This is a genomic window from Collinsella intestinalis DSM 13280, from assembly GCF_000156175.1.
Taxonomy (GTDB): Bacteria; Actinomycetota; Coriobacteriia; order Coriobacteriales; family Coriobacteriaceae; genus Collinsella; species Collinsella intestinalis.
Genome location: NZ_GG692710.1, coordinates 326,706 through 351,282, shown reverse-complemented (window position 1 = coordinate 351,282; position 24,577 = coordinate 326,706). Strand labels below are relative to the sequence as shown.

General features: G+C 61.5%; 41 protein-coding genes and 1 tRNA gene. 13 read left to right on the top strand and 29 right to left on the bottom strand.

The window, feature by feature from the left end:
• Nucleotides 1-79 precede the first annotated feature (79 nt).
• The 25 genes from COLINT_RS01645 to COLINT_RS01530 all read right to left on the bottom strand — a co-directional run bounded on the left by COLINT_RS01645 (nucleotide 80) and on the right by COLINT_RS01530 (nucleotide 11,393).
• A complete protein-coding gene (locus tag COLINT_RS01645) occupies nucleotides 80-1,282 on the bottom strand; it encodes a site-specific DNA-methyltransferase (protein ID WP_211203978.1) in 1,203 nt (400 codons plus the stop codon).
• 27 nt (nucleotides 1,283-1,309) lie between these two features.
• A complete protein-coding gene (locus COLINT_RS08455) occupies nucleotides 1,310-1,450 on the bottom strand; it encodes a hypothetical protein (protein ID WP_006722578.1) in 141 nt (46 codons plus the stop codon).
• A gap of 384 nt (nucleotides 1,451-1,834) precedes the next feature.
• Complete coding sequence (locus COLINT_RS01640; protein WP_006722575.1) at nucleotides 1,835-2,101, bottom strand: hypothetical protein; 267 nt, start codon at nucleotides 2,099-2,101, stop codon at nucleotides 1,835-1,837.
• Nucleotides 2,098-2,718 (bottom strand): hypothetical protein, encoded by a 621-nt coding sequence (locus COLINT_RS01635; protein ID WP_211203977.1) that lies wholly within the window; start codon nucleotides 2,716-2,718, stop codon nucleotides 2,098-2,100. Before COLINT_RS01635 ends, COLINT_RS01640 begins: the two co-directional genes overlap by 4 nt.
• 120 nt (nucleotides 2,719-2,838) lie before the next feature.
• Nucleotides 2,839-3,183 (bottom strand): hypothetical protein, encoded by a 345-nt coding sequence (locus COLINT_RS01630; protein WP_006722573.1) that lies wholly within the window; start codon nucleotides 3,181-3,183, stop codon nucleotides 2,839-2,841.
• The gene (locus COLINT_RS01625) at nucleotides 3,180-3,389 is read right to left on the bottom strand and encodes a Lar family restriction alleviation protein (protein WP_006722572.1); all 210 of its coding nucleotides are present in this window, start codon (nucleotides 3,387-3,389) and stop codon (nucleotides 3,180-3,182) included. The genes COLINT_RS01630 and COLINT_RS01625 overlap by 4 nt, the downstream gene beginning before the upstream one ends.
• Nucleotides 3,390-3,393: 4 nt before the next feature.
• Nucleotides 3,394-3,795 (bottom strand): beta-sandwich lipoprotein, encoded by a 402-nt coding sequence (locus tag COLINT_RS01620; RefSeq protein ID WP_006722571.1) that lies wholly within the window; start codon nucleotides 3,793-3,795, stop codon nucleotides 3,394-3,396.
• A gap of 2 nt (nucleotides 3,796-3,797) precedes the next feature.
• The gene (locus COLINT_RS08450) at nucleotides 3,798-3,935 is read right to left on the bottom strand and encodes a hypothetical protein (protein ID WP_006722570.1); all 138 of its coding nucleotides are present in this window, start codon (nucleotides 3,933-3,935) and stop codon (nucleotides 3,798-3,800) included.
• Nucleotides 3,923-4,381 (bottom strand): hypothetical protein, encoded by a 459-nt coding sequence (locus COLINT_RS01615; RefSeq protein WP_006722569.1) that lies wholly within the window; start codon nucleotides 4,379-4,381, stop codon nucleotides 3,923-3,925. Before COLINT_RS01615 ends, COLINT_RS08450 begins: the two co-directional genes overlap by 13 nt.
• Nucleotides 4,378-4,650, bottom strand: a complete 273-nt coding sequence (locus tag COLINT_RS01610) for a hypothetical protein (protein ID WP_006722568.1) — start codon at nucleotides 4,648-4,650, stop codon at nucleotides 4,378-4,380. The genes COLINT_RS01615 and COLINT_RS01610 overlap by 4 nt, the downstream gene beginning before the upstream one ends.
• 2 nt (nucleotides 4,651-4,652) lie before the next feature.
• Nucleotides 4,653-5,030: a hypothetical protein gene (locus COLINT_RS01605; protein WP_006722567.1), complete on the bottom strand. Its 378-nt coding sequence runs from the start codon at nucleotides 5,028-5,030 to the stop codon at nucleotides 4,653-4,655.
• 1 nt (nucleotide 5,031) lies between these two features.
• Complete coding sequence (locus tag COLINT_RS08090; protein ID WP_006722566.1) at nucleotides 5,032-5,481, bottom strand: hypothetical protein; 450 nt, start codon at nucleotides 5,479-5,481, stop codon at nucleotides 5,032-5,034.
• Complete coding sequence (locus tag COLINT_RS08085) at nucleotides 5,478-6,056, bottom strand: ATP-binding protein (protein WP_050750529.1); 579 nt, start codon at nucleotides 6,054-6,056, stop codon at nucleotides 5,478-5,480. Before COLINT_RS08085 ends, COLINT_RS08090 begins: the two co-directional genes overlap by 4 nt.
• The gene (locus COLINT_RS01590; RefSeq protein ID WP_006722564.1) at nucleotides 6,037-6,660 is read right to left on the bottom strand and encodes a DUF6291 domain-containing protein; all 624 of its coding nucleotides are present in this window, start codon (nucleotides 6,658-6,660) and stop codon (nucleotides 6,037-6,039) included. Before COLINT_RS01590 ends, COLINT_RS08085 begins: the two co-directional genes overlap by 20 nt.
• The gene (locus tag COLINT_RS08695) at nucleotides 6,653-7,117 is read right to left on the bottom strand and encodes an HNH endonuclease (protein ID WP_006722563.1); all 465 of its coding nucleotides are present in this window, start codon (nucleotides 7,115-7,117) and stop codon (nucleotides 6,653-6,655) included. Before COLINT_RS08695 ends, COLINT_RS01590 begins: the two co-directional genes overlap by 8 nt.
• Nucleotides 7,118-7,119: 2 nt before the next feature.
• Complete coding sequence (locus COLINT_RS01580; protein WP_006722562.1) at nucleotides 7,120-7,467, bottom strand: hypothetical protein; 348 nt, start codon at nucleotides 7,465-7,467, stop codon at nucleotides 7,120-7,122.
• A gap of 9 nt (nucleotides 7,468-7,476) precedes the next feature.
• A complete protein-coding gene (locus COLINT_RS01575; RefSeq protein ID WP_006722561.1) occupies nucleotides 7,477-7,857 on the bottom strand; it encodes a single-stranded DNA-binding protein in 381 nt (126 codons plus the stop codon).
• Nucleotides 7,854-8,492 carry an ERF family protein gene (locus COLINT_RS01570; RefSeq protein WP_006722560.1) on the bottom strand — a complete coding sequence of 213 codons (639 nt, stop codon included), beginning with the start codon at nucleotides 8,490-8,492 and terminating at the stop codon, nucleotides 7,854-7,856. Before COLINT_RS01570 ends, COLINT_RS01575 begins: the two co-directional genes overlap by 4 nt.
• The gene (locus COLINT_RS08080) at nucleotides 8,493-9,383 is read right to left on the bottom strand and encodes a DUF1351 domain-containing protein (RefSeq protein ID WP_006722559.1); all 891 of its coding nucleotides are present in this window, start codon (nucleotides 9,381-9,383) and stop codon (nucleotides 8,493-8,495) included.
• Nucleotides 9,384-9,403: 20 nt separating this feature from the next.
• A complete protein-coding gene (locus COLINT_RS01555; protein WP_006722558.1) occupies nucleotides 9,404-9,601 on the bottom strand; it encodes a hypothetical protein in 198 nt (65 codons plus the stop codon).
• 2 nt (nucleotides 9,602-9,603) lie between these two features.
• On the bottom strand, nucleotides 9,604-9,969 hold the full coding sequence (locus COLINT_RS01550) for a hypothetical protein (RefSeq protein WP_006722557.1): 366 nt from the start codon (nucleotides 9,967-9,969) through the stop codon (nucleotides 9,604-9,606).
• Nucleotides 9,966-10,424 (bottom strand): RusA family crossover junction endodeoxyribonuclease, encoded by a 459-nt coding sequence (locus COLINT_RS01545; RefSeq protein ID WP_006722556.1) that lies wholly within the window; start codon nucleotides 10,422-10,424, stop codon nucleotides 9,966-9,968. The genes COLINT_RS01550 and COLINT_RS01545 overlap by 4 nt, the downstream gene beginning before the upstream one ends.
• On the bottom strand, nucleotides 10,421-10,726 hold the full coding sequence (locus tag COLINT_RS08570; protein WP_211203976.1) for a hypothetical protein: 306 nt from the start codon (nucleotides 10,724-10,726) through the stop codon (nucleotides 10,421-10,423). Before COLINT_RS08570 ends, COLINT_RS01545 begins: the two co-directional genes overlap by 4 nt.
• A gap of 22 nt (nucleotides 10,727-10,748) precedes the next feature.
• Nucleotides 10,749-10,976, bottom strand: coding sequence for a hypothetical protein (locus COLINT_RS01535; RefSeq protein ID WP_006722554.1), 228 nt, complete (start codon nucleotides 10,974-10,976; stop codon nucleotides 10,749-10,751).
• 48 nt (nucleotides 10,977-11,024) lie between these two features.
• Nucleotides 11,025-11,393 carry a hypothetical protein gene (locus COLINT_RS01530; protein ID WP_156780292.1) on the bottom strand — a complete coding sequence of 123 codons (369 nt, stop codon included), beginning with the start codon at nucleotides 11,391-11,393 and terminating at the stop codon, nucleotides 11,025-11,027.
• Between the two features lie 156 nt (nucleotides 11,394-11,549).
• Here COLINT_RS01530 and COLINT_RS08445 point away from each other — a divergent pair, with 156 nt between their 5' ends.
• The gene (locus tag COLINT_RS08445) at nucleotides 11,550-11,765 is read left to right on the top strand and encodes a hypothetical protein (protein WP_006722551.1); all 216 of its coding nucleotides are present in this window, start codon (nucleotides 11,550-11,552) and stop codon (nucleotides 11,763-11,765) included.
• A 65-nt stretch (nucleotides 11,766-11,830) separates the two neighbouring features.
• Here the strand turns inward: COLINT_RS08445 and COLINT_RS01520 are convergent, their stop codons facing one another.
• Together COLINT_RS01520 and COLINT_RS01515 are read right to left on the bottom strand one after the other, a co-directional pair.
• Nucleotides 11,831-12,040, bottom strand: coding sequence for a hypothetical protein (locus COLINT_RS01520; RefSeq protein WP_006722550.1), 210 nt, complete (start codon nucleotides 12,038-12,040; stop codon nucleotides 11,831-11,833).
• A gap of 17 nt (nucleotides 12,041-12,057) precedes the next feature.
• The gene (locus COLINT_RS01515) at nucleotides 12,058-12,249 is read right to left on the bottom strand and encodes a helix-turn-helix domain-containing protein (protein ID WP_006722549.1); all 192 of its coding nucleotides are present in this window, start codon (nucleotides 12,247-12,249) and stop codon (nucleotides 12,058-12,060) included.
• Between the two features lie 138 nt (nucleotides 12,250-12,387).
• Between COLINT_RS01515 and COLINT_RS01510 the strand changes: the two genes are divergently transcribed.
• The 5 genes from COLINT_RS01510 (at nucleotide 12,388) to COLINT_RS01490 (ending at nucleotide 15,387) form a co-directional block, all read left to right on the top strand.
• Nucleotides 12,388-12,600, top strand: coding sequence for a helix-turn-helix domain-containing protein (locus tag COLINT_RS01510; protein ID WP_006722548.1), 213 nt, complete (start codon nucleotides 12,388-12,390; stop codon nucleotides 12,598-12,600).
• Nucleotides 12,597-13,106, top strand: a complete 510-nt coding sequence (locus COLINT_RS01505; protein WP_006722547.1) for a hypothetical protein — start codon at nucleotides 12,597-12,599, stop codon at nucleotides 13,104-13,106. The genes COLINT_RS01510 and COLINT_RS01505 overlap by 4 nt, the downstream gene beginning before the upstream one ends.
• A 3-nt stretch (nucleotides 13,107-13,109) precedes the next feature.
• Nucleotides 13,110-13,628: a hypothetical protein gene (locus COLINT_RS01500; RefSeq protein WP_006722546.1), complete on the top strand. Its 519-nt coding sequence runs from the start codon at nucleotides 13,110-13,112 to the stop codon at nucleotides 13,626-13,628.
• Between the two features lie 102 nt (nucleotides 13,629-13,730).
• Nucleotides 13,731-14,243, top strand: coding sequence for a hypothetical protein (locus COLINT_RS01495; protein ID WP_039910237.1), 513 nt, complete (start codon nucleotides 13,731-13,733; stop codon nucleotides 14,241-14,243).
• A gap of 136 nt (nucleotides 14,244-14,379) precedes the next feature.
• A complete protein-coding gene (locus tag COLINT_RS01490) occupies nucleotides 14,380-15,387 on the top strand; it encodes a virulence RhuM family protein (RefSeq protein ID WP_006722544.1) in 1,008 nt (335 codons plus the stop codon).
• A gap of 120 nt (nucleotides 15,388-15,507) precedes the next feature.
• Here COLINT_RS01490 and COLINT_RS01485 read toward each other — a convergent pair whose 3' ends face one another.
• Nucleotides 15,508-15,840, bottom strand: a complete 333-nt coding sequence (locus COLINT_RS01485) for a YjcQ family protein (protein ID WP_006722543.1) — start codon at nucleotides 15,838-15,840, stop codon at nucleotides 15,508-15,510.
• A gap of 32 nt (nucleotides 15,841-15,872) precedes the next feature.
• Here COLINT_RS01485 and COLINT_RS08235 point away from each other — a divergent pair, with 32 nt between their 5' ends.
• Nucleotides 15,873-17,291 carry a recombinase family protein gene (locus tag COLINT_RS08235; protein ID WP_006722542.1) on the top strand — a complete coding sequence of 473 codons (1,419 nt, stop codon included), beginning with the start codon at nucleotides 15,873-15,875 and terminating at the stop codon, nucleotides 17,289-17,291.
• On the opposite strand, the gene COLINT_RS01480 is transcribed toward COLINT_RS08235, so the two are convergent.
• Nucleotides 17,277-17,353, bottom strand: a tRNA-Arg gene (locus COLINT_RS01480). The two genes, COLINT_RS08235 and COLINT_RS01480, sit on opposite strands and share 15 nt — an antisense overlap.
• Before the next feature lie 213 nt (nucleotides 17,354-17,566).
• Here COLINT_RS01480 and aroF point away from each other — a divergent pair.
• The 6 genes from aroF to aroQ are packed head-to-tail and all read left to right on the top strand — an operon-like array spanning nucleotide 17,567 to nucleotide 24,027.
• Nucleotides 17,567-18,421, top strand: a complete 855-nt coding sequence (gene aroF / locus COLINT_RS01475) for a 3-deoxy-7-phosphoheptulonate synthase (RefSeq protein WP_006722541.1) — start codon at nucleotides 17,567-17,569, stop codon at nucleotides 18,419-18,421.
• A 44-nt stretch (nucleotides 18,422-18,465) separates the two neighbouring features.
• Nucleotides 18,466-19,608 (top strand): 3-dehydroquinate synthase, encoded by a 1,143-nt coding sequence (aroB, locus tag COLINT_RS01470; protein WP_006722540.1) that lies wholly within the window; start codon nucleotides 18,466-18,468, stop codon nucleotides 19,606-19,608.
• Nucleotides 19,602-20,918, top strand: a complete 1,317-nt coding sequence (gene aroA / locus COLINT_RS01465) for a 3-phosphoshikimate 1-carboxyvinyltransferase (protein ID WP_006722539.1) — start codon at nucleotides 19,602-19,604, stop codon at nucleotides 20,916-20,918. The genes aroB and aroA overlap by 7 nt, the downstream gene beginning before the upstream one ends.
• A gap of 9 nt (nucleotides 20,919-20,927) precedes the next feature.
• On the top strand, nucleotides 20,928-22,034 hold the full coding sequence (gene aroC / locus COLINT_RS01460) for a chorismate synthase (RefSeq protein WP_006722538.1): 1,107 nt from the start codon (nucleotides 20,928-20,930) through the stop codon (nucleotides 22,032-22,034).
• Nucleotides 22,035-22,044: 10 nt separating this feature from the next.
• Nucleotides 22,045-23,550, top strand: coding sequence for a shikimate kinase (locus COLINT_RS01455; RefSeq protein WP_006722537.1), 1,506 nt, complete (start codon nucleotides 22,045-22,047; stop codon nucleotides 23,548-23,550).
• A 33-nt stretch (nucleotides 23,551-23,583) separates the two neighbouring features.
• Nucleotides 23,584-24,027 carry a type II 3-dehydroquinate dehydratase gene (gene aroQ / locus COLINT_RS01450; RefSeq protein WP_006722535.1) on the top strand — a complete coding sequence of 148 codons (444 nt, stop codon included), beginning with the start codon at nucleotides 23,584-23,586 and terminating at the stop codon, nucleotides 24,025-24,027.
• Nucleotides 24,028-24,577: the final 550 nt, after the last annotated feature.

Below are 24,577 nucleotides of genomic sequence, written 5' to 3'. Positions count from 1 at the left end.
GTGCACCCTACACCGCGCTGGTAACGGAACCCCGCCGCCCGTCGTGACCGTGCGCCGCATGTTCGCCCTGGTCTATCCCCTATTCAAGCTTCATCGCGGTCTTTCCCGTGGCGTTCTCCCATCGGGTTATGATCACGTCGCAGTAGTGCGGGTCAAGCTCCATGGACAGGCACCTGCGGCCCATGCCCTCGCACGCCATGAGCGTGGAGCCGGAGCCGCCGAACACATCGAGGACGGTGTCGCCCTCCTTGGTGGAGTTCCTTATCAGGTAGGCCATGAGGCCGACGGGCTTCATGGTCGGGTGCTCGGCGTTCACGGATGGCTTGTCGAACTCCAGGACGGTGCTCTGCTTGCGGTCCGAGTACCAGCTGTGCGCGGCCCCGTCCTTCCAGCCGTACAGGCACGGCTCGTGGCGCCATTGGTAGTCCTGCCTTCCCAGGGCGAAGGTGTTCTTTGCCCAGACGAGGCATTCCCTCACGGTCATGCCGGAGAGCTCGCAGGCCCTCAAGAAGTTCATGCGCTGGCTGTCGGCATGCCAGATGTAGAAGGCGGCGCCAGGGTTCAGCACCTCCATGGCGTTGTCGAAGGCGGATTTGAGGAACGCGACGAAGGCGTCGTCGTCATCCCAGGAGTCGTTCTCGATCACGAGGCCGTCCGTCCTGCGGTGGAGTTGCTTGAGCTCGGATGGCCGCATGTGCTGCCCGAGGGCCACGTTATAGGGAGGGTCTGTCAGGAGTAAGTCGCAGAACCCCCCCCCGCCGAGTTTTTCAACGTCTTCACGGCAGGTTGAGTCGCCGCACATGATCCGGTGCGCGCCGAGCTGCCAAATCTCGCCCCTCTTCGCCCTGCACTCGACGACCTCCGGTACCTCGTCCTCCTCCACGTCCACGTCCTCTATGGCATCTCCGAGGGAGTCCGCGAAGCCGAAATCCGCCATGTCGAACTCGTCCGCCAGGACATCCAGCTCGTAGGCCAACATGTCCTCGTCGAAGCCGGTCATCATGGTGGTTTTGTTGTCCGCCAGGGTCAGGGCGCGGCGCTGCGCGTCGGTGAGGTCGTCCACGAAGATGCACGGGACATCCTCCATCCCCAGGTTCCTTGCTGCGGTGGTCCTCGCATGCCCGGCCACGATCTCGGCGATGCCGTCCTCGTTGTGCCAGGCTATGACCGGGTTCCTGAAGCCAAACTCCTTGATGGATGCCTCGACCGCATCTATCTGCTCCCGAGTGTGGAGCTTCGCGTTGTTGTCGTAGGGCTTTAGCTCCTCAATTGGGATTCCCACTACCTCAAGCTCGCTGATTCTCATCTGCTACCCCGCAATCGTCCGGATGAGCCATGCGATCAGGGCAACAAGGCCCGCGTCGATGGCGATGCAGACGAGGGCTGCGGTCACGCAGCCGAACGCGCCCGTCACCTCGCCCCTCATCGTGCTCCAGTCATGTTTTCTCATCAGCACTCATCGTCCTCTCTCGTGAACTCGCACCGGTGGTCGGTGCACCATCCCCATTCGCATCCGCTTGGGCACCTCTCCCAGAACTCGCAGTCCCGGCACTTGATGATCGGCTCCGGGTCGGGTTCGACCCAGTCCTCGTCCCGCAACCCGAAGCTCATTTCTCCTCCCTGGGTGAGAAGCGGCAGTAGTTGCCACCCCGCACATCAATGGCGTCTCCATACCTGATGAAAACGCACTCTGTCTTGTCGATATGCTCGATGTAAGCCGGGCAACGACAGTGAACGTGCCCGAAATCAAAGCTCCTATGAGCGCATCGAGCGCACGGCGGGATAAGTCGCATCCGCACGGACCTGATCGGATGTCGAAGCCAGAACGGGATTCTCATCGCTCAACCCCCTTTGCCAAAGCCGCCTTGAGACGGGAGTTCTCGGCCTCAAGCTCCCTGCATCTATCCAAAAGCCGCTCGTTGTCCGCGACGGTGACCTTCCATGCGAACGGGTCGATGAGGCCGGCAAGGTAGAGCACCGTCACATCCCGGCCAGGCGTCCCCAGCGCGTCGAACAGCTGGGGCCAGTTCACGTTGGTTGACGTGACGAGCTCGGCGAGCTTGTCCGAAACCCGCCTGCGCTCCTCGATACTCGGTGTCATTCGGCCACCTCCACCTTTGCGAGCGCCTTGGCGCGGCGGACGATGTCGAGTTTCACCGCGCGCTCGCAGCACTCAAATTCGTCGGAGTTTGCCGCGATGGCATTGGCAGGGCAGTCGTCGCATTCGCTCACCCCTTTTCCGAAGTACCCGCAGATGCTGTTGCACGCGTCCTCCTCAAGCCGCTCCCAACTGTCCGGGCGGGTGTGGGTGATCTTCTTCGGGTCGATGTGCCAAGTTCCGCCCGCTTCGTCTTTGAGCGTCGCAAGCGGCCCGTCCAGGCTGTGCTCGCCGAAGCCGGTCACCGTGGCCTTTCGCATGCGGTCACCGGTAGACAGGCTCCGGTACCACACCGTGTCGCCTACCTTGATCTCCACCCCGTCGGCGTCCAGGACTTTGGGTGCGGGGCGCTTGACGCGCTGCCCCTGTTCGTACTGGTTCGACCGGCACTCGTCATCGCAGAGCACGAAATAGCCGTCCATCGCCGTGATTGACTCGACCTCTATCTCGGTTTCGTCATTGTGCGCCGAGGCGTAATGGACCTTATCGCCAGGCATCACGAGCTCGCCGTCCTCGAACCTGGGCCACATGTCGAGGATGCGGCGCTCCTTCTCGGTCAAGCCTCCAGGGCACCGCTGCAATTCCGCACTCACCTCGTCTTTTGCAATTTCTCTGACAATATGCGCAAGATCTATGCCAGCCGCTCTTACGCTCTCGTTTACGGCCATCATTCCTCCCGTCTAACACGATCCCTTGTAAAGCCCGGCGAGCCTCAACCGCCTCAGCGCGGCACGCTGCTTGGCGTTCGGCACGCCAGAGAACCGGTCTTCCCACACCGCAATGCATCCAATTTCGCGGCAAAGCCAGTCGGTGACTCCATAAGGAGGGATGCGCTCCCAGGCCTCCAGATCGGCCTCAATCCCCTCGCGGTCCATGAAGCGCTCGAGCAGCCATCTCTGATGGCTAGGGACCGCATAGTGAACGGTTCCATCTGATTCGATGCAGACCTCCAAGTAATGGACGAAGGTGTCCTTGTGGGTCTCGATGTCGAAAGGGCCGTGCAGGACCTCATTGGGGTCTCTCATTCGGAATCACCGTTCCGCGCCACCTGGGCAGACCGGGTGTTCCATTTGCCAGCGGCCTCCTCTTCGGACTTCCACCAATTGCCGGGTGTTCCGGCGGGGCATCCCTCGACGTCGTCGCAGCACGCGGCGAACATGGTCCCGTACACGCTCACGTTCTCCGCCACGTGCGCCTTGCCCCCGCAGAAGGGGCACTCCTTGAGCTCCATGCGATTACTCCTTAGCCGTGATCTTCACGCCCGGCAGGAACTCCGGCATGAAGTTCAGCTCGTAGCTGTACTTGTCCACATCGCTGCCCGAGATGTCCTCCACCGTGTAGGTCGTGAACTTGTTGAGGTAGACGAAGTGCTTTTGGTACTCGCCGTTCTCAAGCTCGCAGATGACCTGCAGTTCGTTCGTGTCCGGATCGGTTTGGATAGCAAACGTCCCCGTCATCTGCAGGAGGACCTTATCGGACAGCGTGTTGATCACCGTCAACCGTCGCACGGCGTTGAAGTTGTTCGCCTCCTGGGAGACGTTCCAACTGACCCTGTCCTTCTCCGTGCATCCGGTCAGGCCGATGGTCGACGCGGCCATGGCGACCGCGAGTGCGCAGGCGATAATCTTTCGTTTCATCCCTAATCCAATCCGCTCATAAGCACCAGTAGCAGCAAACCCGCCGCCAGCAGCTTCACGAGCTCGTAAATCTTGCAGGCGATGGCCGCAGGTACGGTCAAAGAGGCAACTATGGCCAAGACCACCGCTATCCTTCGCATGCACCCTCCTCATACGGGCGCTTTACCTCGCGCCCCTTGTTGTCGACGTACCAGATGAACACCGGCGCCCCCGTGTAGGGCCTCCGGTAGTTGTAGCGCCACTCACGGACCTCAAACACGTCCCGCAGCGGAGCCCAGCGGGCCGCCCAGCACCTGTCCCACACGACGTGGTAGTCGATGGAGCCGTCGAACAGGCCGATGGCGGACGGAGGGCAGGACCTCAACCTCGGTATCGGCCTGGCGCCGTAGAAGTACGCCAGGCAATTGGCGCGGTCGCGAGCCTCGGGCGCGCCGAACCTACCGAACAGCTCGCGCACCATGGGGGCGACCCTTTCCTCGTCGCACCCCATGGACACGAGGCGAGAGATGCACGACTCGGCGGCATCGGGCCTCGATGGCTCGGGGAACAGGTCGAGCGCCATCTGCCCGGGGATGACGCCGATCACCGCGACGCCCCCTTGATGAGCGACCGCACCTCGGAGACGCTGACCTCCATGGCCTTGGCGATCTCCTCGGCGCTGCAACCGGCGCGCTTCAAGCGCTGCGCGTGCTTCTCGCGCTGGTATCTGCTCATCCCGATGTCGCCGGAGACGCCCGCGGCCCGCAAGGCCTTGTGCATCTCGATGCGCTTGCGGTTCGCGCCGGAGAAGTCGCGCCGCGCTTCCAACTCATCGATCTCCACCCGGTACCGCTCGATGATCTCAGGCCCCTCCATGGCTAAACCTCCGATTCCTCGGCAAGGCGCTCGTTGTAGGCCTCAAGGAACTCCGGCTCGAATTCCTCCACGAACTGCGTCTTGGAGATTCCCTTGGGCAGATTGAAGCCGAGCACGCACTCCAGGCACCAGTCCTTGAATGGAACGAACGTCTCCTCGTCCTTAACGCTCTTGTAGATGTTCGTGCATGAGTCGAAAATACGCGCTCGCCCCGCGTTGCAGATGGTCTTCCGTACCGGGTCGGGCTGCGCCTCAAGGCGCTCCCTGAGAAGCCGGTTCTCGGTCTCAAGGCGCTCGACCTCCTCGTTGAGAGTGAAGGCGGCCTCCTGGGCGCTCTCCAGCTCGGCAAGCACGTACTCCTCGCAGGTGTTGAATTCCATTTCAGTTCCCCTCTCTGATCTCGATCAACCGATCGTGTTTCTTGTCTTCGATTCGCCAGAAGCCGAATCCGTAAAGCTCCTCGGCGTGAGGCCCCCACTGCTCAAGGAGGATTCCGTCCCACCACCAACGCTCGTACTGCGGGTCGTCCCACATCCAGCGGGCAGTGAGCGCTGAGCCGCCGTGGAACCCGTTGTGGCACCCCGTGGTGCCGGAGCCGCACAGGGCGAAGAGCGGGCTTCGCAGCAGCCACGTCCTGTCCGGGGTCACGAGGGAGAACCGCTCGCCGAGCCTCCTCGGCGCGACGTGGTGGCAGTTGGTGGCTGGTCGATGGCAGATGCAGCACCGTTCCCCGGTTCGCTCGTAGCTCGCCCCATGGGTGTAGCGCGCGCCGATGCTGGGCTTGCCGAACAGCTCTGCACGTTCGAGGGGCAGGCCCCTCAGCTGGCTCATGGTCGGCACTTGACCCTCCAATCCTCGCCCTCTAGCTCCACGATCCTGCAGGAGCCTATGACCCTCGACGCCAGGCGCTTGCCCGGGACCTCGCCCCATGAGTTCGAGAGCACACCAATTCGCATGTTGCTGGTGAAGATGGTCGGCAGCCCGGCCTTGACCCTCTCGTCGACCAGGATGGAGAGCTTCTCGATGGCGGTCTCGGTCGGCCTCTCCATGCCGAAGTCATCCAGGGCGAGAAGCGGGATTCGGCACGCCCTGTCGAGCGCGTGCTTGTCGCCGTCCCTCTCGAAGCCCGCGTAGATCTCCTCCATGAGCCTGGGCGCCGAGACGAGGCGCGCCTTCCCGCCGGAATCGACCCACATGCGCACCGCGCAGGACGCGGCGTAGGTCTTGCCTCGCCCGGACTCCCCGTGCACGTACGCTCCGACCCCTTCCTTGGCCAACTCGTAGAGCCTGTGGCCGAGCTCGCAATCGGCACGGGCGTACTCGCCGACAAGCCCGGCGGAGCGAAGCTGCGAGGCCCGAATCTTGGCCATGGCCTCTGCGCGAGCATCAGAAATCGCTGTACTCATTCCGAGCCCCCTTCCTGCAGTCCTTCACGATCCAGTTCCTCGCAGCCGCCTTCCAGTCCTTCATCGGGCTCTTGCCGACGACCCAGCCCTTGCTGGCGTAGAAGTCGACGAACTTGCTACCGGTGAACCCCGAAGGGTCGTAGCCGTTCTCCCGGCACCACTCCGCCGCGTATGCGTCCGCCTCCTGCGGGGTGGGCGGCTTGAAGCGCTTGCGCTTCACCACCTCTGGTTTGGATTGGACTGGACTGGTTTGGTCTGGTTTGGATTGGCTTTCCGATATCGCTTGATCATCGGAAACCAGTGGTTCACGCGATTCTGAAACCACTGGTTTCTTGAGTTCATAAACCTCTTGTTCCACCGCTTCGGAAACCTGTGGCCTGCTTTTGGGACGGCCTCCCTTAGAACCACGCAACCGCATGGCCTTCGAGTTGTCTATATCCTCCTTGAGCGATATGAACAGAGCTCTGAGCATGTAGGGAAGCTCCACCTCTTCGCCGAACATTCCGTACATATTGATCGCGTAGATAAGCTCCTTTCGATCCTGCTCATTGAGCTCGGCGCACACGTCGCCGAACTTCTCGAACACCGTGAACGCCTCAGCCATTCTTTTCACCTCCCGTAAACCTCGACGTCGGCAAGCTGCTCTTGCCAAGGTTGCAGTACTCACACGCAGCAACGAGGTTGCTCAGGTCGTCGGTGCCGCCTTCGGCAACCGGAACGATATGGTCGACATGAAGCGTGACACTTGGCGCTTTCGCGCCGCAGTACTGACACGTGTAGCCGTCTCGTTCAAGCACCTCGTATCTGATACGCGGGGGCAGCGGCTTTCTCTCCGCACCGGATGACCTCCGAGCGCGCATCGGCTTTTTCTTGCCATCAATGCAGTCTCTGAGTGATTCGAATATGGCGTCGAGCGGCCAAGCCAACTCAGGCTCGATACCGTAGGTGCCATAGCGGACGAGCGCCCGGAAGAGCGCAGCCTGACGCTCTTCCGGTATGCGCTCTAAAGCCCTGGTAAGCCTCGGAGACCACGTGAACTCTTGTTCCGTGCACCCCTCCATGCCTAGCGCTCCTTGGAGGCGAGGCCGGGCGTGTAGGCGACCTCGGCGCCGTTGCCGGTGTAGATGGTCGTGAGGATGTGGTCATAGCGCGCGGCCTTCACCTCGGGGTGGTCAGCCAGGTAGCACATGAGCACGCGGCGCATGCGCTTAACGTTGTAGACCTGCTTGGGTTCCTCGACACCGCGCTTGCGGTGGGTCTCGACGTTCACGAGGACGTGGCAGCCAGACTCGTCGATGCAGATGGCGTCGGCCTTCCCCTCGTCGCACTCGTAGCCTGTCATGTCGACGCTCTTCAAGTCCTTGCTGAGAAGGAACTCCTTGGCGATCAGCTCGCCGATGTCGTAACGCATGTTCGCTCCTTAGAACGGGATGTCTTCGTCGAAAACGTCATCAGGCACCGGCTCGGCGGCCTGCTGGCGTGAAAGGAACTCGATCTCCTCCACGATGACTTCGAGCTTGCTGCGGCGCTGTCCGTCGCGCTCCCAGGAGCTGTAGCGGAGCTTGCCTTCGATAGCCACCTTGCAGCCCTTCGACAGGTAGCGATGAATCTTCTCCGCACGGGTGCCGAACATCGCGCAGTCCACGAAGTTCGGGTAGTCCTCCCACTCGCCCGATTGGGGGTTCTTGCGGCGGTCGTTGACCGCGATGCCGAAGGAAAGCACTTGCGTTCCGCCGGTCGTGGCGCGAAGCTCGGGGTCGCGCGTCAAATGGCCGGACACGGCCACACGGTTGATGCTCATTGCTCCTCCTCGTACTTCTTGACCGTCTCGGCGAGCTGCTTCCCGTACTCGATCAGCTGCCCGTCGGTGAGCTTCGCGGGGTCATCGGTCTGGAAATGCGCCTCCAGGTATCCGTCAAGCTCCTCGTTGGTGAGGCCGTGCTCGATGCACACGGCCTTGTATTTGGCGACCTTGGCCAGCATCTGCTGGCGCTTCGAGGGCTTCTTGGTACCTCCCAAGGTCTGCCCGGTGGATTTCTTCGGCTCTTTGACGGGGCCTGTATCTCCGTCCGAGTCGTTTTCCCCAGCCAGTCCGAAGGCCTTGTTGAGCGAGTAACGGCGCGCATACGTCTCGCGCTTGCCGAAGTTCTGCGGGTCGGTCTCGTAGGAGTAGTATTCGCGGTCAAGCTCAACGACCGCGTCGCCACGGCATACGTTGGTGCTGATGTATAGCGTCCCGTCATCCTCCCGAACGGTTTTCTGAAGGAGGTAGAGCCCGTTGTCGTTCAGGGCCTTGCGCACGACATTCAGCACGTCCGAGAGCTCTGCATAGGAGTACTTCCTGCTGCCGATCTGACCCTCGCCGCGCATCTTCGGATTGGTCATCTCGGACTGAGCCTTTGCCAAAAGGTCGAATATAGGCTTGCTCTCGGCCATCTAGCTCACCCTCCCCTCGCGCTTGAGGGAGCCGCCGATGCCGTTCTCATGGCAGAAAAGGCGCACGGCGTTCGCCTCCTCGACCGTCGCCGAGAGGAGCCGGAACGTCCAACCGTAGCGTGGCTCCTTCTCAAGGGTCTCCATGGTCGACGACGGGCCATCGCCCGGGCCTTGCTCCGGAACGGGCTGCGGGGCTTGCTCCGGCTCGGGGGCCGGTTGCTCCATCGCGGCCTTCATCTCCGCGATGCGCCTGTCCTCCGCGTCCTCCCGGGCGGCGGCGGAGATTGCCGCGCCGAGATCGAGCGTTCTGAACAGTTCACGCTCGGCCGTCTCGTAATGCGGCATGGACGGCTTCATGGCCTTCAGGGTGCCCCAATCGGCGGCGAGCTTGCCCACCTTCTCCTCGAGGGCGTTCTTCGCCTTGACCTCGCCGAAGGACTTCAAAAGCCATGCGTCCTCGTGAATGCGCTCGTAGGGAACGACCGGGGCCAGGAGGTCGGCGATCTGCGCGTAATACGCCGCGAGGCCGTTGTACGCGCGCTTCCTTCGGGCGTCCTCGGCCGCATCGAGCTGCGCCTTGATGCCGTCGGAGGCGTCCTTTGCGATCCCGATGATTCGCTTGCACTCCCCCTCGAAGGCGGAGAGGGGCTTCGTGTACTCGCGCTTCACCGCCTTGCGGCGCTCGTCGATCTCCCTGACGATTCCATTCAGGTACGTTCGGTCGCGTTTCGCCTGTTTGATGGCGTCCTCGGAGGTGAGGTCGTAGGTCGCGCCCTCGTAGTCGGCCACCATGGCGCGGACTCGGGCCTCAAGGGTCTCGAAGTTCGCCCTGATGGGCACTGGGACGTAGGTGACCTCCAGCCTCTCGTCATCGATAACTTCTGCTTGCATTGCGATTCCTTTCAGAAGAATTAACGGATGATCTCGCCCGTCTCGCTGTCGAATCCGAACGTCTCCTGCTCCGGCGTCACCTTGAGGAACACGGTCTGGCCGCTCATCTTGATGAGGTCGAACGCATCCGGGGCGTCGGTTAGGATCTCCATCTGCAGGTTCGCCGTCCCGCCCTTGACGGTCGTCTGCTTGAACAGGGCCTTAACTTGAGCAAACATGGCTACTCCCCGAAGATTCGCTTGATGAGGCGGCCGAGCTCGGAGTCGGCGTCGACCTCAAGCTCGATCGCGCCCACGGCATTCTTGAAGGCCTCCTGCCTGGCGAGCATCTTCCGGTTGAACCCGGACACGTCCTCATATGCCTCTCGGCGCACGTCCTCCGGGAACTGGCTCGCGATGGCCTCAAGGACCAGGATTGCCGTGTAAGCGCTCTTGACCATCGTGACCTGGTGGAAATGCTCGGAAGCGTCGTCCTGAACCATGTGGTAGGTCAGGTTGCTCGCGACCGCAGCCGTCACCTTGAGGAGCCTCACCTGCAGATCGTCGAAATCGTCATTTGCCATGTGGTTGCTCTCGAAGTACTTCATTCCTCTTCCTTTCGGTAGATCTCGTTGTAATAGGAGATTTCAATCTGGAGTAGGTTTCCGGTGCCCCCGGGACGCCTCGCGCTCTTCGCGATGGTCATGTTCACGACCTGCGAATCGTCCATGAAGGCGATGCCGTTGAGGGCGTCAAGGACCAACTTCCCGCAGTTGTCGAGGTCGGGCTTTCCTGTATCCGCCCGCCCCGCCCAGAACTTGGGGTTGCTCTTGGCGAGCTCGCGTCCGTAGATGATGTGCACGGAAACGGGGCCTCGGAACTTCGCCCATCTGTCCCCGGACACCCTCAGGAACTCGTCTCGTATGGCGAGTTCCGCGCGCTTGGTCTTGCGAGGGGTGTACGTCCTGCCCGAGCGCGTGAACCTTGGGCGGCCCTTGCCGACGATCTCGGCGGGGTGCAGCTCCAGAACGGCGCTCCCGACGCGCTTGTGAACCCACGTCATCGGATCACCGCCGTCGTGTACTGGTCGGCGTCGCTCCGCGCCACCCTCATGCGAATCTCCGGGTCTTCCTCCATCGCTATACGGGCGAGGTAAGGCGCCAGATGGTTGGGAAGCACCACGCTGAACGTGATCCTCATGCCGTACAGGCAGCGGTTCGGGCTCGCCTTGCGGTCGTGGGTGTTCGCGCATTCCCTGCGCGCCTGCGCCTTGTACCACTCGAACTCGCGGCGGTGCGTGGCGACCCATCGGCGGGCGTCCCTCATGCGCTCCTCGCCCACCGGGTCGAGGCCGGGGAGCGCCATCTGGTTGCTGGGAGGCTCGAAGCTACGCATTGACGGCACCGGCCATCATCAGGTTGTGGCGCGCCACGGCGACCGCCGCATCGGACGCGGGGACCATGACGAGCCACACGTACGCGCACAGCAACGCCATAACCGCCAGCAGGATTAGCCAGAAAACAAGCTCCCGTGGTATATTCGCATTGGCCGTCTGGCCGACAGGGGCATCCGTGACGTGGTAATCGGGGGTGCCCTGTTTTTGTGCCAGCCTCATCTTTTTTCCTTTCTACTAGGTGTCTTACCTGCGGGTTTCATCCGAGTTTCATTGATTTGGACTGTTTTCCCGCAGTTTCTTGCGCAACCTGCTCTTCTTCGAGTAGAGGGCCTGCCGCGCCTGCTCGTTGCGCTCCCTGCGGGCCACCTCGTCCTCAAGCTCGCGGACGTCCTTGGCGATCTGCTCCCTGCGGGCCTCCATGGTGCAGTTGGCGCACCAGCCCGTCTTGGCGTTCAGGGGCTTGGCCGTGAGGCATCCGCAATTCGGGCACCGCCATCTTGGCGTGAGGAATATCCCCTGTCTGCTCGCCTGAACTTTCACAGATATGACCGTGCGGTTAAGGTGCTCTGCGATGGCCGCGGCGCCCTCCCCCGCGTGCTCCTCCATGTATCGGATCTCATCGGTGGTCCAGTTCACGCTTCCTTCTCCCTCCCCTCACGTGCTCGAAATACAGTGGGAATAGAACGTCTTGCATGAATTGCAAGCGGTCCTCGAATAGGAATGGCGGGCTCTCGCCCTCGTCGTCATCTTCCAAAAGGCCTCCAATCTCACGCGCTGCGGAAAATTGCCAGCATGAATACGAGACGGACATACAAGCCGAAGCATCGGGAGCCGAAGCGCGCGTGGTACGAGCGCGTCGCCGGACTCGCCGAAACGCATCCGCGCCTATTCGCCATAACGGTCATCGGCTCCTACGTCTCGTCCGTCTGCGACTTTGTCGAACTCGCCGGAAAGCTCGTCGATGCGCTTATCTACGCGTTCAATATCCTTGGTGGCCTGGTAGGCTAGGGCGATTGCGAAGACGCAAGCCAACGACACGCACAGATCCAGAAATGAACTGACCAGCTCCATCGCTAGGCCACCTTTCCCCGCGTGCAGCGCCCAAAGGCTGCGCTGCAGACATTCGCCCCAACAACGGCTCCGCCGAAGAAGATGAATGCGAGCAGGAGCGCGTCGTCTGCCGACTGGCCCACTCCGGGCATCTCGCGGATGGCGAGCAGGCTGAACTGGCACGCGATGAGCGGCCATCGGATGCTTACGCGCGGCTTGACGCTCTCTTTCATCACGCCACTTCCTCTCCCTAACGAAAATCCGACAATTGACATCCGATGATTTCGGATAGCTGGCATACCTCGCTCCAGCTCCATTCGAATTCACCCGACAACCGGTTGTTCAGCGTGCCAACCGACATGCCGAGTTTTTCTGCCAGAACCTGCTTCGTATGACCAGCGATCAACAACCAGGCCCCAACCTTCTCTGCAATCTTGTCCATCGTTCACCTCCTTAGTTGCCAATTAGCAACTCTTACTGTAGTTGCGTATTAGCAATTAGGCAACAACTATTTTTGCTTATTGGCAATTTCCTATTGGAAACGATAAAATCTTGGGTGCAAGACGTAAGGAGGCGCGATATGACATTTGCAGATGTCGTTAGGCAGACAATGGCAAAGCTCGATATGGAGTCAAAGCAATTGGCGGAATTGAGCGGCGTCGGCGCTCCGTATATCTCCAAATTACTCAATGGGAAGATTAAAGAACCGACATGGGCAAAGGCGTGCGCAATCATTGACGCACTAGGCCTTACCGTTGACGAGTTCAGAAATATTCAGATTGGAAAAGAGTGATCGTCGTGGGATTGCTTAGGAAGCTCGCAATTGACGCCACAAACACGGCAGTAGAAGTATTAGCTGAAAAGATCCCATCAGCTTCCACTCAACTTGAAAAACTCAAAGCTCGGGAGCATGAGTTTTCAGGCAAAGTCAAGCATAAGGTTTACACCTACGACGGAACGCCTTTATCAGGACTCCGAAAGGGGAAGACTTTTTACTCAACCGTGATTATCGATCCCGCCAAAGTCGGGAGGTTGCTATATGGAGAAAAGCTTGAAGACGATGATGACTCCATCGCCCTAGCCTATAAGGGGAAGCCCTACGGAACCTTCAGCACGTTTAACGACATTTTCCGCGAAATGGCTTTGAAGGGTTACACGCTTCGGATTAAAACCAAAATCGTCGGAATGCATGACGTTGGAATCCCGCAGGTTGTAGCCTATATGCCCGACAGAGATGAAGTAGAGCTATGGCGTGATGCACGCTCCGACATCTTTGGTGCTGACGGCGCGGAGGCATAGGCGATGTTCGAAAAGGTCAAATCTGCATTAGGAGCAACCACATCTGCTCTCACCGCGCTGTCCGCAGCAGTGGGAATATTCGCCTGGATGAACATCACGCCGGAAATGGTGGGTCAGGCGGCCTACGACACCATGAGGACATGGCTGCCGTTCGTCATGTTCGCGCTCGGGGCCATCTTCGGCGCCGGAGTGACCTACGTGGCCGCCGTACGGAAAGCCGGACGTTACGAAACGGCGCGGGTCGAACGTAACGCCGCGATTATCCGGAACATGGATTTCAAGGAGAAGGCGGCGCTGCTCTATCTCCACGAACACGGGCACAGGGATGTAGACGAGTGGGAACACGAGGAGATGGCGCAGGCCTTCTACAACCTAAGCGCCATGGGGTACGTCGAGGGCGACACGATCGGCCCGGACAAGAAGAGATGGACGCTGTCCACCGCCGCGATGGAGGCGATTGACCATGACCCGGCGATATTTAAGGCAATGGAATCGGAGCTCGGAATGACAGGCCGCGATTAGATAGGCTTATAAATGGATGGATTTGCAGGCAAGATTAGTGCAGCGATTACGGGAACATGCACTGTAGCCGGAACGGCCCTCGCGTACCTCCAATGGGCGGGAGTGGAGTTCGACGGCTTCATTAGCGCGATTACAAATTACCTACCCCTGTGGTTCCCACCGACCGCATTTGCATTCGGCATCTGCATCGGCTGGTACGCCCGTGGCCGCTCTCAAGGGATGAGCCGTTCGGAGCGAAAATATCTCGAAAAGCGCGAACAGGAGAGGCTGGAAGAGGACTTCGAAAAGGCGAAGATGTCTTTCTACGCACTCGATGCCAATATCAAGGCGCTCATGCTCGCGGCCTTGGACAAAGGCGGCGCATATTGCAATGGAACCGACTGGAGATTCAGCGGCTACAGCGATGCTCAGTTCATCACCCAATTTGTCTCAACCCGCTACATCGACGGCGATATTGCCAAGATCACCGCGACGCCGCTACTTGAGCATTTCAGGGGAGAGGTGCCAGATCTATTCGATGGCGTGAAATCGACGCTGGAAAGCCATGCAAGGCAAAAGGGCACCCGAGTTGTATCCAGCTTCAGCACATCGCTAAATTGGTGGTGGCTTAGATAAAAAAGGAAGGGGGCTATCGCCTCAGGCAATGACCCCCAACCAGCCTCCACCTCACTTAGAGTCCACGGAGGCGTACCAAAGTCAGGATACATCAACCGAAGCAAACGACCGACACGATGACGTAAGGAGAGACGCGATGGCAGAGGAACAGATCAGCGCGGAGATAATCCTATATCAAGCGGGTGGAATCAACGTACCCGTCGAGGTCTCATACGCAAACGAGACGTTCTGGCTGACACAAAAAGCCATGGCCGAGCTATTCGGGGTCGACGTAAGAACCGTTTCGGAGCACCTTGGCAATATCTTTGAGAGCGGCGAACTTGATAAGGCCAGCTCAACGGCTTCTTCCGGAATTTCCGGAAGAACTCAGGGGAGGCCGCCCGTTTACTACAACCTAGACGTCATCATCGCCGTGGGATACCGCGTGAACTCCATCCGTGCGACGAGGTTCCGCCAGTGGGCAACGGCGACCCTACGCGAATACATTACCAAGGGCTTCGTGTTAAACGACGACATGCTCGCCAATGGCAGACCATTCGGCAAGGACTACTTCGACGAGCTGCTCGCGCGCATCCGCGACATCCGCGCGAGCGAGAGGCGCGTGTACCAGAAGATCACGGACATCTTCCAGGAATGCACCTATGATTACGACCGCGACAGCGAGGTGGCCCACCGCTTTTACGCGACCGTGCAGAACAAGCTCCATTACGCCGTGACGGGGCACACGGCGGCGGAGATCGTGCAAGGGCGCTCCGACCCCGCCAAGCCTCACATGGGGCTCACATCGTGGAAGGGAGGCCCCGAGGGCCGAATACATTCCAGCGACGTCACCGTTGCGAAGAACTACCTGACCGAGGACGAGATACGCGAACTCAACAGGCTCGTCAACATGTTCCTCGACACCGCCGAGGACCGCGCGGAGAGAAAGCTTCTCACCAGCATGGCGGACTGCGAGGCCCTACTGGACAACTTCCTGACCTTTACCGGACGCGACGTGCTGAAGGGGCTTGGCAACCGCAACAAGAAGACTGCGGACAAGATTGCGAAGGAGCGCTTCGCCGAGTTCCAGCGCATCCAGGACGCCTCCTATGAGAACGACTTCGAGAAGATGGCCAAGGGGAAATTGTCCTCGGGAGGCAAATAGAGAATGAGCAAGCCCCGCTCCCCTACTAGCTTGCAGGCGACAGGGGGCGGGGCGAAAGAAGGAGCACGGGGCCGTGGCCTACCGCGCTCATACCCATAGGAGGGCAATCAGATTATGACACTAGATGAACGGGATTGCAGCCTTCGCATCCTGGAGGAACTTTCGGGCCTTCCCCATCATGGAGTTCTCCTCGGCAAAGGCAAGCCCCTCCATTGTCACCTCGGGGCGGAAGATGGACACCATCCGCTCCCCTCCGAAGTATTCCTCGATGCCGACGCCGGTGATGTACCCGTGGGACACCAGCTGCTCGACGATGGACGTCCAGTAGCTCTCAGGGATGCCCATGGCATGGCTGGACCACATCGCGTCCTCGGGCTCCACGCCCCTCTTCATGCAATCGTACAGGTAGGCGATTATCCGGTACATGACAACGTACATGTCGTTCTTGGCCATGGCGCCTCCGAATCAAATGGGGTGATCTGATTATGGCAGATGTTAAGAGGGCCGTGATATACGCCCGGTTCTCGTGCTCCAAGCAGCGCGAGGCGTCAATCGACGACCAGCTGAGGGTGTGCCGCGAGTGGTGCGACCGCGAGGGCTACGAGGTGGTCAGGGAATACAGCGACTACGCCATGTCCGGGCGCTCGGACGACAGGCCGCAATTCCAGGAGATGATCGCCAACGCCGGAGAGAGCGACATCGTCCTCGTGTACATGATGGACCGTTTCTCGCGCTCCGAATACGACGCGCCGATCTACAAGAAGGAACTTGCCAAGCACGGCGTGGAGGTCGTGAGCGCCATGGAGGCGCTGCCCGACGGCCCGGAAAAGATTCTCATAGAGAAGATCTACGAGGGGCTGGCCGCCGTCGAATCGGCAAAGACCTCGATCAGGGTGAAGCGCGGCATGGGCGGCAACGCACTCAAGTGCCTGACCAACGGTGTACGGATATACGGGTACCGGACCGCAGAGGACGGGCGCTTCGAAATCGACCCCGATGCCGCCGAGAACGTGAAGTGGGCGTACAAGATGCGACTGAGGGGGATCGCCGTCAACCAGATAGGCACGATGCTCGCGGAGCGAGGGGTGAAGAACTCGACTGGAGGAGCCTGCAACTACAACCTCGCCAGGAAGATTCTCTCCGACGAGCGGTACACCGGCGTGTACATTTGGGATGACGTCAGGATCGAAGGTGGCATGCCGCAAATCATCGACAGGGGGACGTTCATGGAAGCGCAGGAAGTCAGGTCGAGGAAATGCCGAGCCGACGAATCCTGGGGTGACTACGCCCTCAAGGGCAAGGCGCTGTGCGGCGAGTGCGGCAGAAGCCTGCAGGGCATATCCGGCTATGGGAACAAGGGCGTGCGCTACGAGTACTACTCATGCCCCGGCAAATGCCAGAAGAACATCAGACGCGACCTCTTGGAGGGCGAGATCGTGCACGCTCTCCGCTCGATGCTCTCGGACAGGAGCACCGCCATGATGATCGCGAGGGCGCTGTGCGGACTTCAATCCCATAAGGCCCTGAACATCGAAAAGGAAAGGGCGCAGAAGTCACTCTCAGACGCCGAGAAAAGCCTTAAGAACCTCCTCTCGGCAGTGGAGCAGGGCATCATCGTCCCCGGCACGAAAGAGCGAATACAGGAGCTTGAGGCGCAAAAGATGAGGGCACTAAGAGACCTCGAATCGGCTCAATCCGAGGAGGTAGACCCGGAGGGCTTCGCAGACTTCCTCATGTACGGCGAGGAACTTGACGACAGGAATCTTCTTAAGGCGTTCGTCTATCAGGTGATGCTCATGCCCGAAAGCGTGGTCGTGACCCTGAATTACGACGAAGAAAACGGCGAACCCGCCCGAATTAACTTCAAGCGGGTTCGAGGAAAATTAGAATGGTGCGCCATATAGGGTTCGAACCTACGGCCTTCTGCTCCGGAGGCAGACGCTCTAATCCACTGAGCTAATGGCGCGCGACGGATTGCATTATACCCAAGTGAGGGGACGGACTGATGCTCTTTGCCAATCTTTCAAAAACGCAACCCCAGGCTCGGTACCGCCGTTCTGTAGTCTCTACTCTAATACACACGAGCCGCAAACCCCGTCGGGACGGTGGGGTACACTCGTTGGGGTCAGTCAGTCCGGCTATGCCGGGCGCAACTTGCAACGTAAACGAAAGGGGCTCCATGATCGCGATCTCGCACGCACATGCGGCAAAGCCGCAGCGAAAGGTCGACCGCGCCTCGCACCCCGAGGACACGGTCATCGACCTCGGCGGCGGTGTGAAGATCGGCGGCGGCCACTTCCAGGTCATCGCGGGCCCCTGCTCCGTGGAGGGCGACAACCTGCTCACCATTGCCGCGCGCTGCAAGGCGGCGGGCGCCACACTCCTGCGAGGCGGCGCGTACAAGCCCCGCACCTCCCCCTACGACCACCAGGGCATGGGAGAGCGCGGACTCGACCTCTTGCTCGAGGCGCGCGCCCAGACGGGCATGCCGATTGTGAGCGAGGTCATGGACACACGCGACGTGGAGCTGTTCGTGAATCGCGGCATCGACGTCATGCAGATCGGGGCGCGAAACGCACAGAACTTCGCTCTTCTCAAGGAAGTCGGCCGCACAAAGACCCCGGTCCTACTCAAGCGCGGCATGGCAAGCACGCTCGAAGAGCTGCTCATGGCCGCCGAATACATCATGAGCGAGGGCAACGAGCAAGTCATCCTGTGCGAGCGCGGCATCCGCACGTTCGAGACGGCCACGCGCAACACCTTTGACCTCAACGCCATCCCGGCGCTGCACCACCTCACCCATCTCCCGGTCGCGGCGGACCCCTCCCATGCGACCGGTTGCGCCCGCTACGTGGGACCAATGGCACTCGCAGCCTGCGCGGCGGGAGCCGACGCACTCGAGATCGAGGTGCACGACGACCCGGCGAACGCCTGGTCCGACGGCCCGCAGGCCCTCACGTGCGACGAATTCGACACAACGATGGAGCAGATCCGCGCGATCCGCTCGGCAATCTCAAGCCCACGCGGCGAATAGCCGCGCGAACAACACACACCCACCACTCGGCAAAGGACGGCATCATGGCAACCTCGGCATACACGCTCGACATCGATACGGCACATCCCTATCAGATGCACATCGGCACGTTTCTTCTGGAGCAGGTCGGCGCCATCACGCAGTCGGTCGCCCCTCAGGCCCAGCGCGCACTCATCATCACCGACTCGAACGTCGGCCCGCTGTTCCTGGCGCCCGTCGAGCAGGGGCTGAAAGAGGCCGGGCTGACCGTGGGCGTTGCGACCTTTGAGGCCGGCGAGCAGAGCAAGAACCCAACAACCTATGCCGAGCTTCTCGAGCGCGCGGCCGAAGAGCAGCTCACGCGCGACGACGTGATCATCGCGCTGGGCGGCGGCGTTGTGGGCGACCTCGCGGGTTTTGTCGCAGCGACGTACATGCGCGGCATCGGCTACATCCAGGTGCCCACCACCTTGCTGGCGATGGTCGACTCCTCCGTGGGCGGCAAGACCGCCATCGACCTTTTCGCCGGCAAGAACCTCGCAGGCGCCTTCTGGCAGCCGCTCGCCGTCATCGCCGACGCCGGTTGCCTGGGCACCCTTTCCGACGAGCAGTTCGCCGATGGCTGTGCCGAGGTGATCAAGCACGCCCTCATCGCAGACGCCGAGCTGTTCGCCGAGCTTGAGAAGACGCCCCTCACCCTCGACCTGCTCAAGCAGGACCTCGCACGCGTTTGCTGGCTCATCGCGCGCAACGTCGATATCAAGCGTGCCGTCGTTGTTCAGGACGAGCGCGAGGCGGGCATCCGCAAGCTGCTGAACTTCGGTCACAGCATCGGCCACGCCGTCGAGGCGGCCGAGGGCTACCGTCTCGGCCACGGCACCTGCGTCGCCATCGGCATGGTCGCCATTGCGAGCGCGAGTGTCACCGCCGAGCTCTGCCCCGAGGAACTGCCCATGCGCCTCGCCCGCCTCATCAAGGCGCATGGGCTCTCCCTCGCCTTTGACGCGGCGCCCGACAAGATCTTCGACGAGGCGCTGCACGACAAGAAACGCTCCGGCTCGACCATCGACCTCGTCGTCCCGCGCGGCATTGGGGCGGCGTCCCTCGCACCCACCCCGCTCGACGAGTTCAGGCGCATCCTCGAGGTGGGCCTTGCCTGCACCCAGGCGCTGTCCGCCGAGATCGACGGCGAGGAGGATGCATGCTAGCCAAGATCAGCCCCAAGCCCCTCTCCGGCACCGTCCCGGCCATCTCGTCCAAATCGATGGCGCATCGCATCATCATCGCGGCGGCCCTCGCCAACGGCGTGACCCGCGTCGCCTGTGACACAACGTGCGCCGATATCGACGCGACGATCCGCTGCCTTACCGCGATTGGCGCCAAGATCGACCCCATCGATGGCGGCTTTGAGATCCACCCCGTGCTCAAAAGCCTCGAGCACGGCATCTTGCGTGCTCTGGCAGGCGCGACCCTCGACTGCGGCGAATCTGGCTCGACGCTTCGATTCATGCTCCCGGTCGCCTGCGCCCTCGGCGCCGATGCGACCTTCGTCGGCTCGCCGCGGCTCGGAGAGCGCCCCATCGCACCGCTCACCGATGAGCTCATGGCCGCGGGCTGCACGTTCCAGGGAGCCACAGGACTCCCCCTGCGCACATCCGGGCGCATGCGTGCCGGGCGCTTCGAACTGCCCGGAAACGTGAGCTCGCAGTACATCTCGGGCCTATTGCTCGCCGCGCCCCTGCTTGATGGGGACACCCAGATAGCCGTGACCGGTGAGGTCGAAAGCCGCCCGTATATCGGCCTCACGCTGGCCGTCCTCAACGCGTTCGGCGTGAAGGTCGGCATCGAGGAGGGCGCGACGCCGGGCGGGCTGCCGCTCACCGTCTTCACCATCGAGCGCCAGGGGTATCGCACCCCCGGCGCCATCGCCGTCGAGGGTGATTGGTCCAACGCAGCGTTTTGGCTGAGCGCCGGCGCGTTGGGCCGCCACTCCGTGACCGTCCGCGGCGTGACCCCCTCCTCAATCCAGGGCGATCGCGCCATCAGCGCCGCGCTCATGCTGTTCGGCGCCAAGGGGCAGCGCAACGCCCGAGCCGCGACGGTTCGCCCGGACAACATCCACGGTATCGAGCTCGACGTACGCGACATCCCCGACCTCGTCCCCGCCCTCGCCGCGGTGGCAGCGTGCGCCGAGGGAACCACGCGCTTTACCGGATGCTCCCGCCTGCGCATCAAGGAATGCGACCGTCTCGAGGCGATTGCGACGGAGCTCGGCAAGCTCGGCGCCAACGTGCGCGTCGACGGCGACGCCCTCGTGATCGAGGGTCGCGACCAGCTCGACGGCGGACGCGTGAACAGCCGCAACGACCATCGCATCGCCATGATGGCAGCCATCGCCGCCGTGCGCTGCGCCTCCCCCGTCGAGATCGAAGGGGCGGAGGCCGTGAACAAGAGCTACCCGCTGTTCTTCGAGCACTACCGACTGCTCGGCGGCGACGTCGAGCTCATCGACGAGTAAGGGGCGACGATGGCCTCCATGTGCGGCGACAGCCTACGCGTCTCCATCTTTGGGCAATCGCACTCCCCCGCCATCGGCTGCTCGGTCGACGGGCTGCCCGCGGGCATCCCCATCGACCTTGACCGTCTCCAAGCGTTCCTCGACAGGCGCGCACCCGGCAGCTCGGACACCTCGACCACCCGTCGAGAGGCGGACGCGGTCGAAATCATCGCCGGTATCACGGAGGGTCACACGAACGGCGCGCCCATCGCCGCGATCATCCGTAACCGCGACATGCGAAGCTCCGACTATAGCGAGCTCCGCCGCGTCCCCCGTCCGGGCCATGCCGATTGGACCGCCATCATCAAGTACGGCGAGCATCGAGACGTGGCCGGCGGAGGTCACTTCTCGGGCCGCCTCACCGCACCGCTGTGCATCGCGGGCGGGATCGCCCTTCAGGCCCTCGAGGCAAGGGGAATCAAAATCGCCGCGCACATCGCGCAGCTCGGCACCGAGCCCATTGCCGACGAGGCGCTCAACCCCATGGAGCTCGACGAAGCGCAGCTTGACGCCATAGCCGCAAACCCGCTGCCCTGCATCGACGCCTCGGCCGCACGGCGCATGCACGAGGCCATTCTCCAGGCAAAATCCGAGCTCGACAGCCTGGGTGCCGTGATTGAATGTGTGGCATACAACGTCCCCGCAGGCCTTGGCGACCCCATGTTCGACGGCATGGAAAACCGTATCGCTCGCATCGCGTTCGGCATCCCCGGCGTGAAGGGCGTCGAATTCGGCGAAGGGTTTGGAGCGACCCTCATGCGCGGGAGCGAGCATAACGACCCGTTTTGCATGCAAGACGGGCGTCCGCACATGGCCATCAATCACGCCGGTGGCATCCTCGGCGGCATCACCTGCGGAACGCCTCTCATCTGGCGTATGGCGGTCAAGCCAACGCCGTCGATCGGCAAGCCGCAGCACAGCGTCGACCTCGACGCACATCGCGACACAAAACTCACCGTCCGCGGACGGCACGACCCGTGCATCGCCCCGCGCGCCGTCCCCGTTGCCGAGGCCGCCTGCGCGTGCGCAATTTTCGACGCCATGCTCACCTCAACCGGCACTCAACGGATACTCTAGGGAGATATCGATGAACCTCGATGAACTGCGAAGCCAGATCGATCAGGTCGATGGCAAGATTCTCGACCTGTTCGGCATGAGGATGGCACTGGCCAAGGACGTTGCCCGCGTGAAGTCCCAAACGGGGCGCGCGATATTCGACCCCGAGCGCGAGCAGCGCAAAATCGATGACGTGCGTCGCCGCGCACCCCAGGGGCTCGAAGATGAGGCAGAGAAGCTTTTCCGCTTGCTCATGGACCTCACCAAACGCTCTCAGGAGCACGTCATGGCCCAAAACTCCCCGCGTCCCTACGGCGTGCTGGGACGCGTCTTGGGTCACAGCTACACACCCGTCATTTATCGGGAGCTCGCCGGGCTCGACTACCGCAAGTTCGAGCGTGAACCCGATGAGCTCGAGGCGTTCATCCGTTCGGATGAGTGGGAGGGCGTGAACGTCACCATCCCGTACAAGCGCGATCTCGTACCCTATATGGACGAGCTGTCCGATGTTGCGCAGCGCATGGGCAACATCAACACCATCACGCGCCTGCCCGACGGCCGCCTGCGCGGCGACAACACGGATTACTACGGCTTCAAGGTGCTTGTGGAGTCCCTCGGACTGGAGCTCGCCGGCAAGAAGGCGGTCGTGTTCGGAGGCGCGGGCGGTGCAGGCTCGACCGCGATGATGGTCCTCGCCGACCTGGGCATGGAGGCGGTCTCGATCGGCCGCGCGGGCGAGAACACGTACGAAAACCTCGACCGTTATGCAGATGCGGCGCTCGCCGTCAACTGCACACCCGTCGGCATGTTCCCCAAGTGCCCGGCGGCCCCGTGCTCACTCGATGTACTCCCGCAGCTCGAGGGCCTCGTGGACATTGTGTACAATCCCGCACGCACCGCCCTGATGATGCAGGCTGAGGCACGCGGTATCCCGTACGCCGGCGGCTTGCTCATGCTCGTCGCACAGGCGGCGCAAGCCGTAGAGCGCTACACCGGCGAGGTCATTGGCATGGACCGCATCCTCGATGTCACCGCCCGCCTCTCCGCGACGGAACAAAACATCGTCCTCATTGGCATGCCCGGGTGCGGTAAGACCCGAGTAGGAGAACGCCTGGCAGCCCTCTTGGGACGCGAGCATATCGATATCGACCACGTGCTCGAAGACGAGCTGCAATCAACCTGCGCCGAATACATCTGCCAACATGGCGAGGCGGCGTTCAGGGAGCGCGAGACCGAGGCCCTGCGCGGCACTGCCGCTCGCTCGGGACTCGTCATTTCTTGCGGAGGGGGCGTGGTGACGCGCGCGGAGAACTGGCCGCTCATTCACCAGAATGGGATCATCGTCATGCTCGACCGCCCCATTGACGAGCTTTCCAAGAAGAACCGCCCCATCACCGCACGCGACGGCATCGAGGCGCTCGCGCAGCAGCGCATGCCGATCTACCGCGAATGGGCCGATCTCATCGTGGCCTCATGCGACTGTGCCGAGAACACGGCCAAGGCCGTCCGCGACGCGCTGCCGCCTATGCTCCCCTAACGGGAATCGCCGGACTGACCTCAAGGAGTCATCATGAAAGCGCTGGTCATTAACGGACCGAACCTCAATATGCTCGGCATTCGCGAGCCCGGGATCTACGGCACGGACTCGTACGAGACGCTTGTGTCGATCTGCCAGGATAGCGCTGATGAGCTCGGGTTCGACGGCATCGAGGTCTTCCAGTCCAACCACGAGGGCGCGATCGTCGACCGGATCCAAGAGGCTTATGGCAGGGTGGACGGCATCGTTATCAACCCGGCGGCCTTCACCCATACGAGCATCGCGATCCTCGACGCGCTCAAGGCAGTTGGTATCCCGGCGGTCGAGGTCCACATCTCAGCAGTTGAGAAGCGCGAGGCGTTCCGGCAGATATCGTATGCAGGGATGGCCTGCTTTGCACGCGTGTCCGGCGAGGGCCTGGCAGGCTACGCCCACGCACTCGAAATCCTGGCCGAGCAATTGAGGAAACAGGACTGACGAACTACGGTGATTTGACCCTTGTCACTCGCCTGGCTGTCAAATTCGCCAGATGTGTGACCGCCCTGCTCAATGACCTCGTCGGTTTACTAGAAATAATTGCCGATAATGGCATTACTGGGCCATTGAATTCAATGTGCCAATGTCCATTGTCAGAATAAGCGATATGGATGTCCATTATCTTGGCTCGACAACCATCTATTACGCTTTCTGGCGCATTGACCGCCGCGCGATCAGTTACACAAACGGAAAATTTGACAATTCGCTATTTCGTACTGCGATGCGCGCAAGATTTTTTATCTCGAAAGACAAAAGGAGCCCGCGCATATGCACGGACTCCTTTGCATGAGAGTTGAAATACGACTAGCGCGCAGAAACTCTCGTAAACGTAGGCTTATCTGTTACTCGGCCTCGTGATGACGACGCGGGGCACGGCCGCCGTTGTCGCCGGGACGACGGGGGCGATCACCGCGCTCACGACGGGCGGGACGGTCGAAACCGCGGGCACCGGTGTCGCGGGCACCACGGCCCGGACGATCGCCGCGCTCGC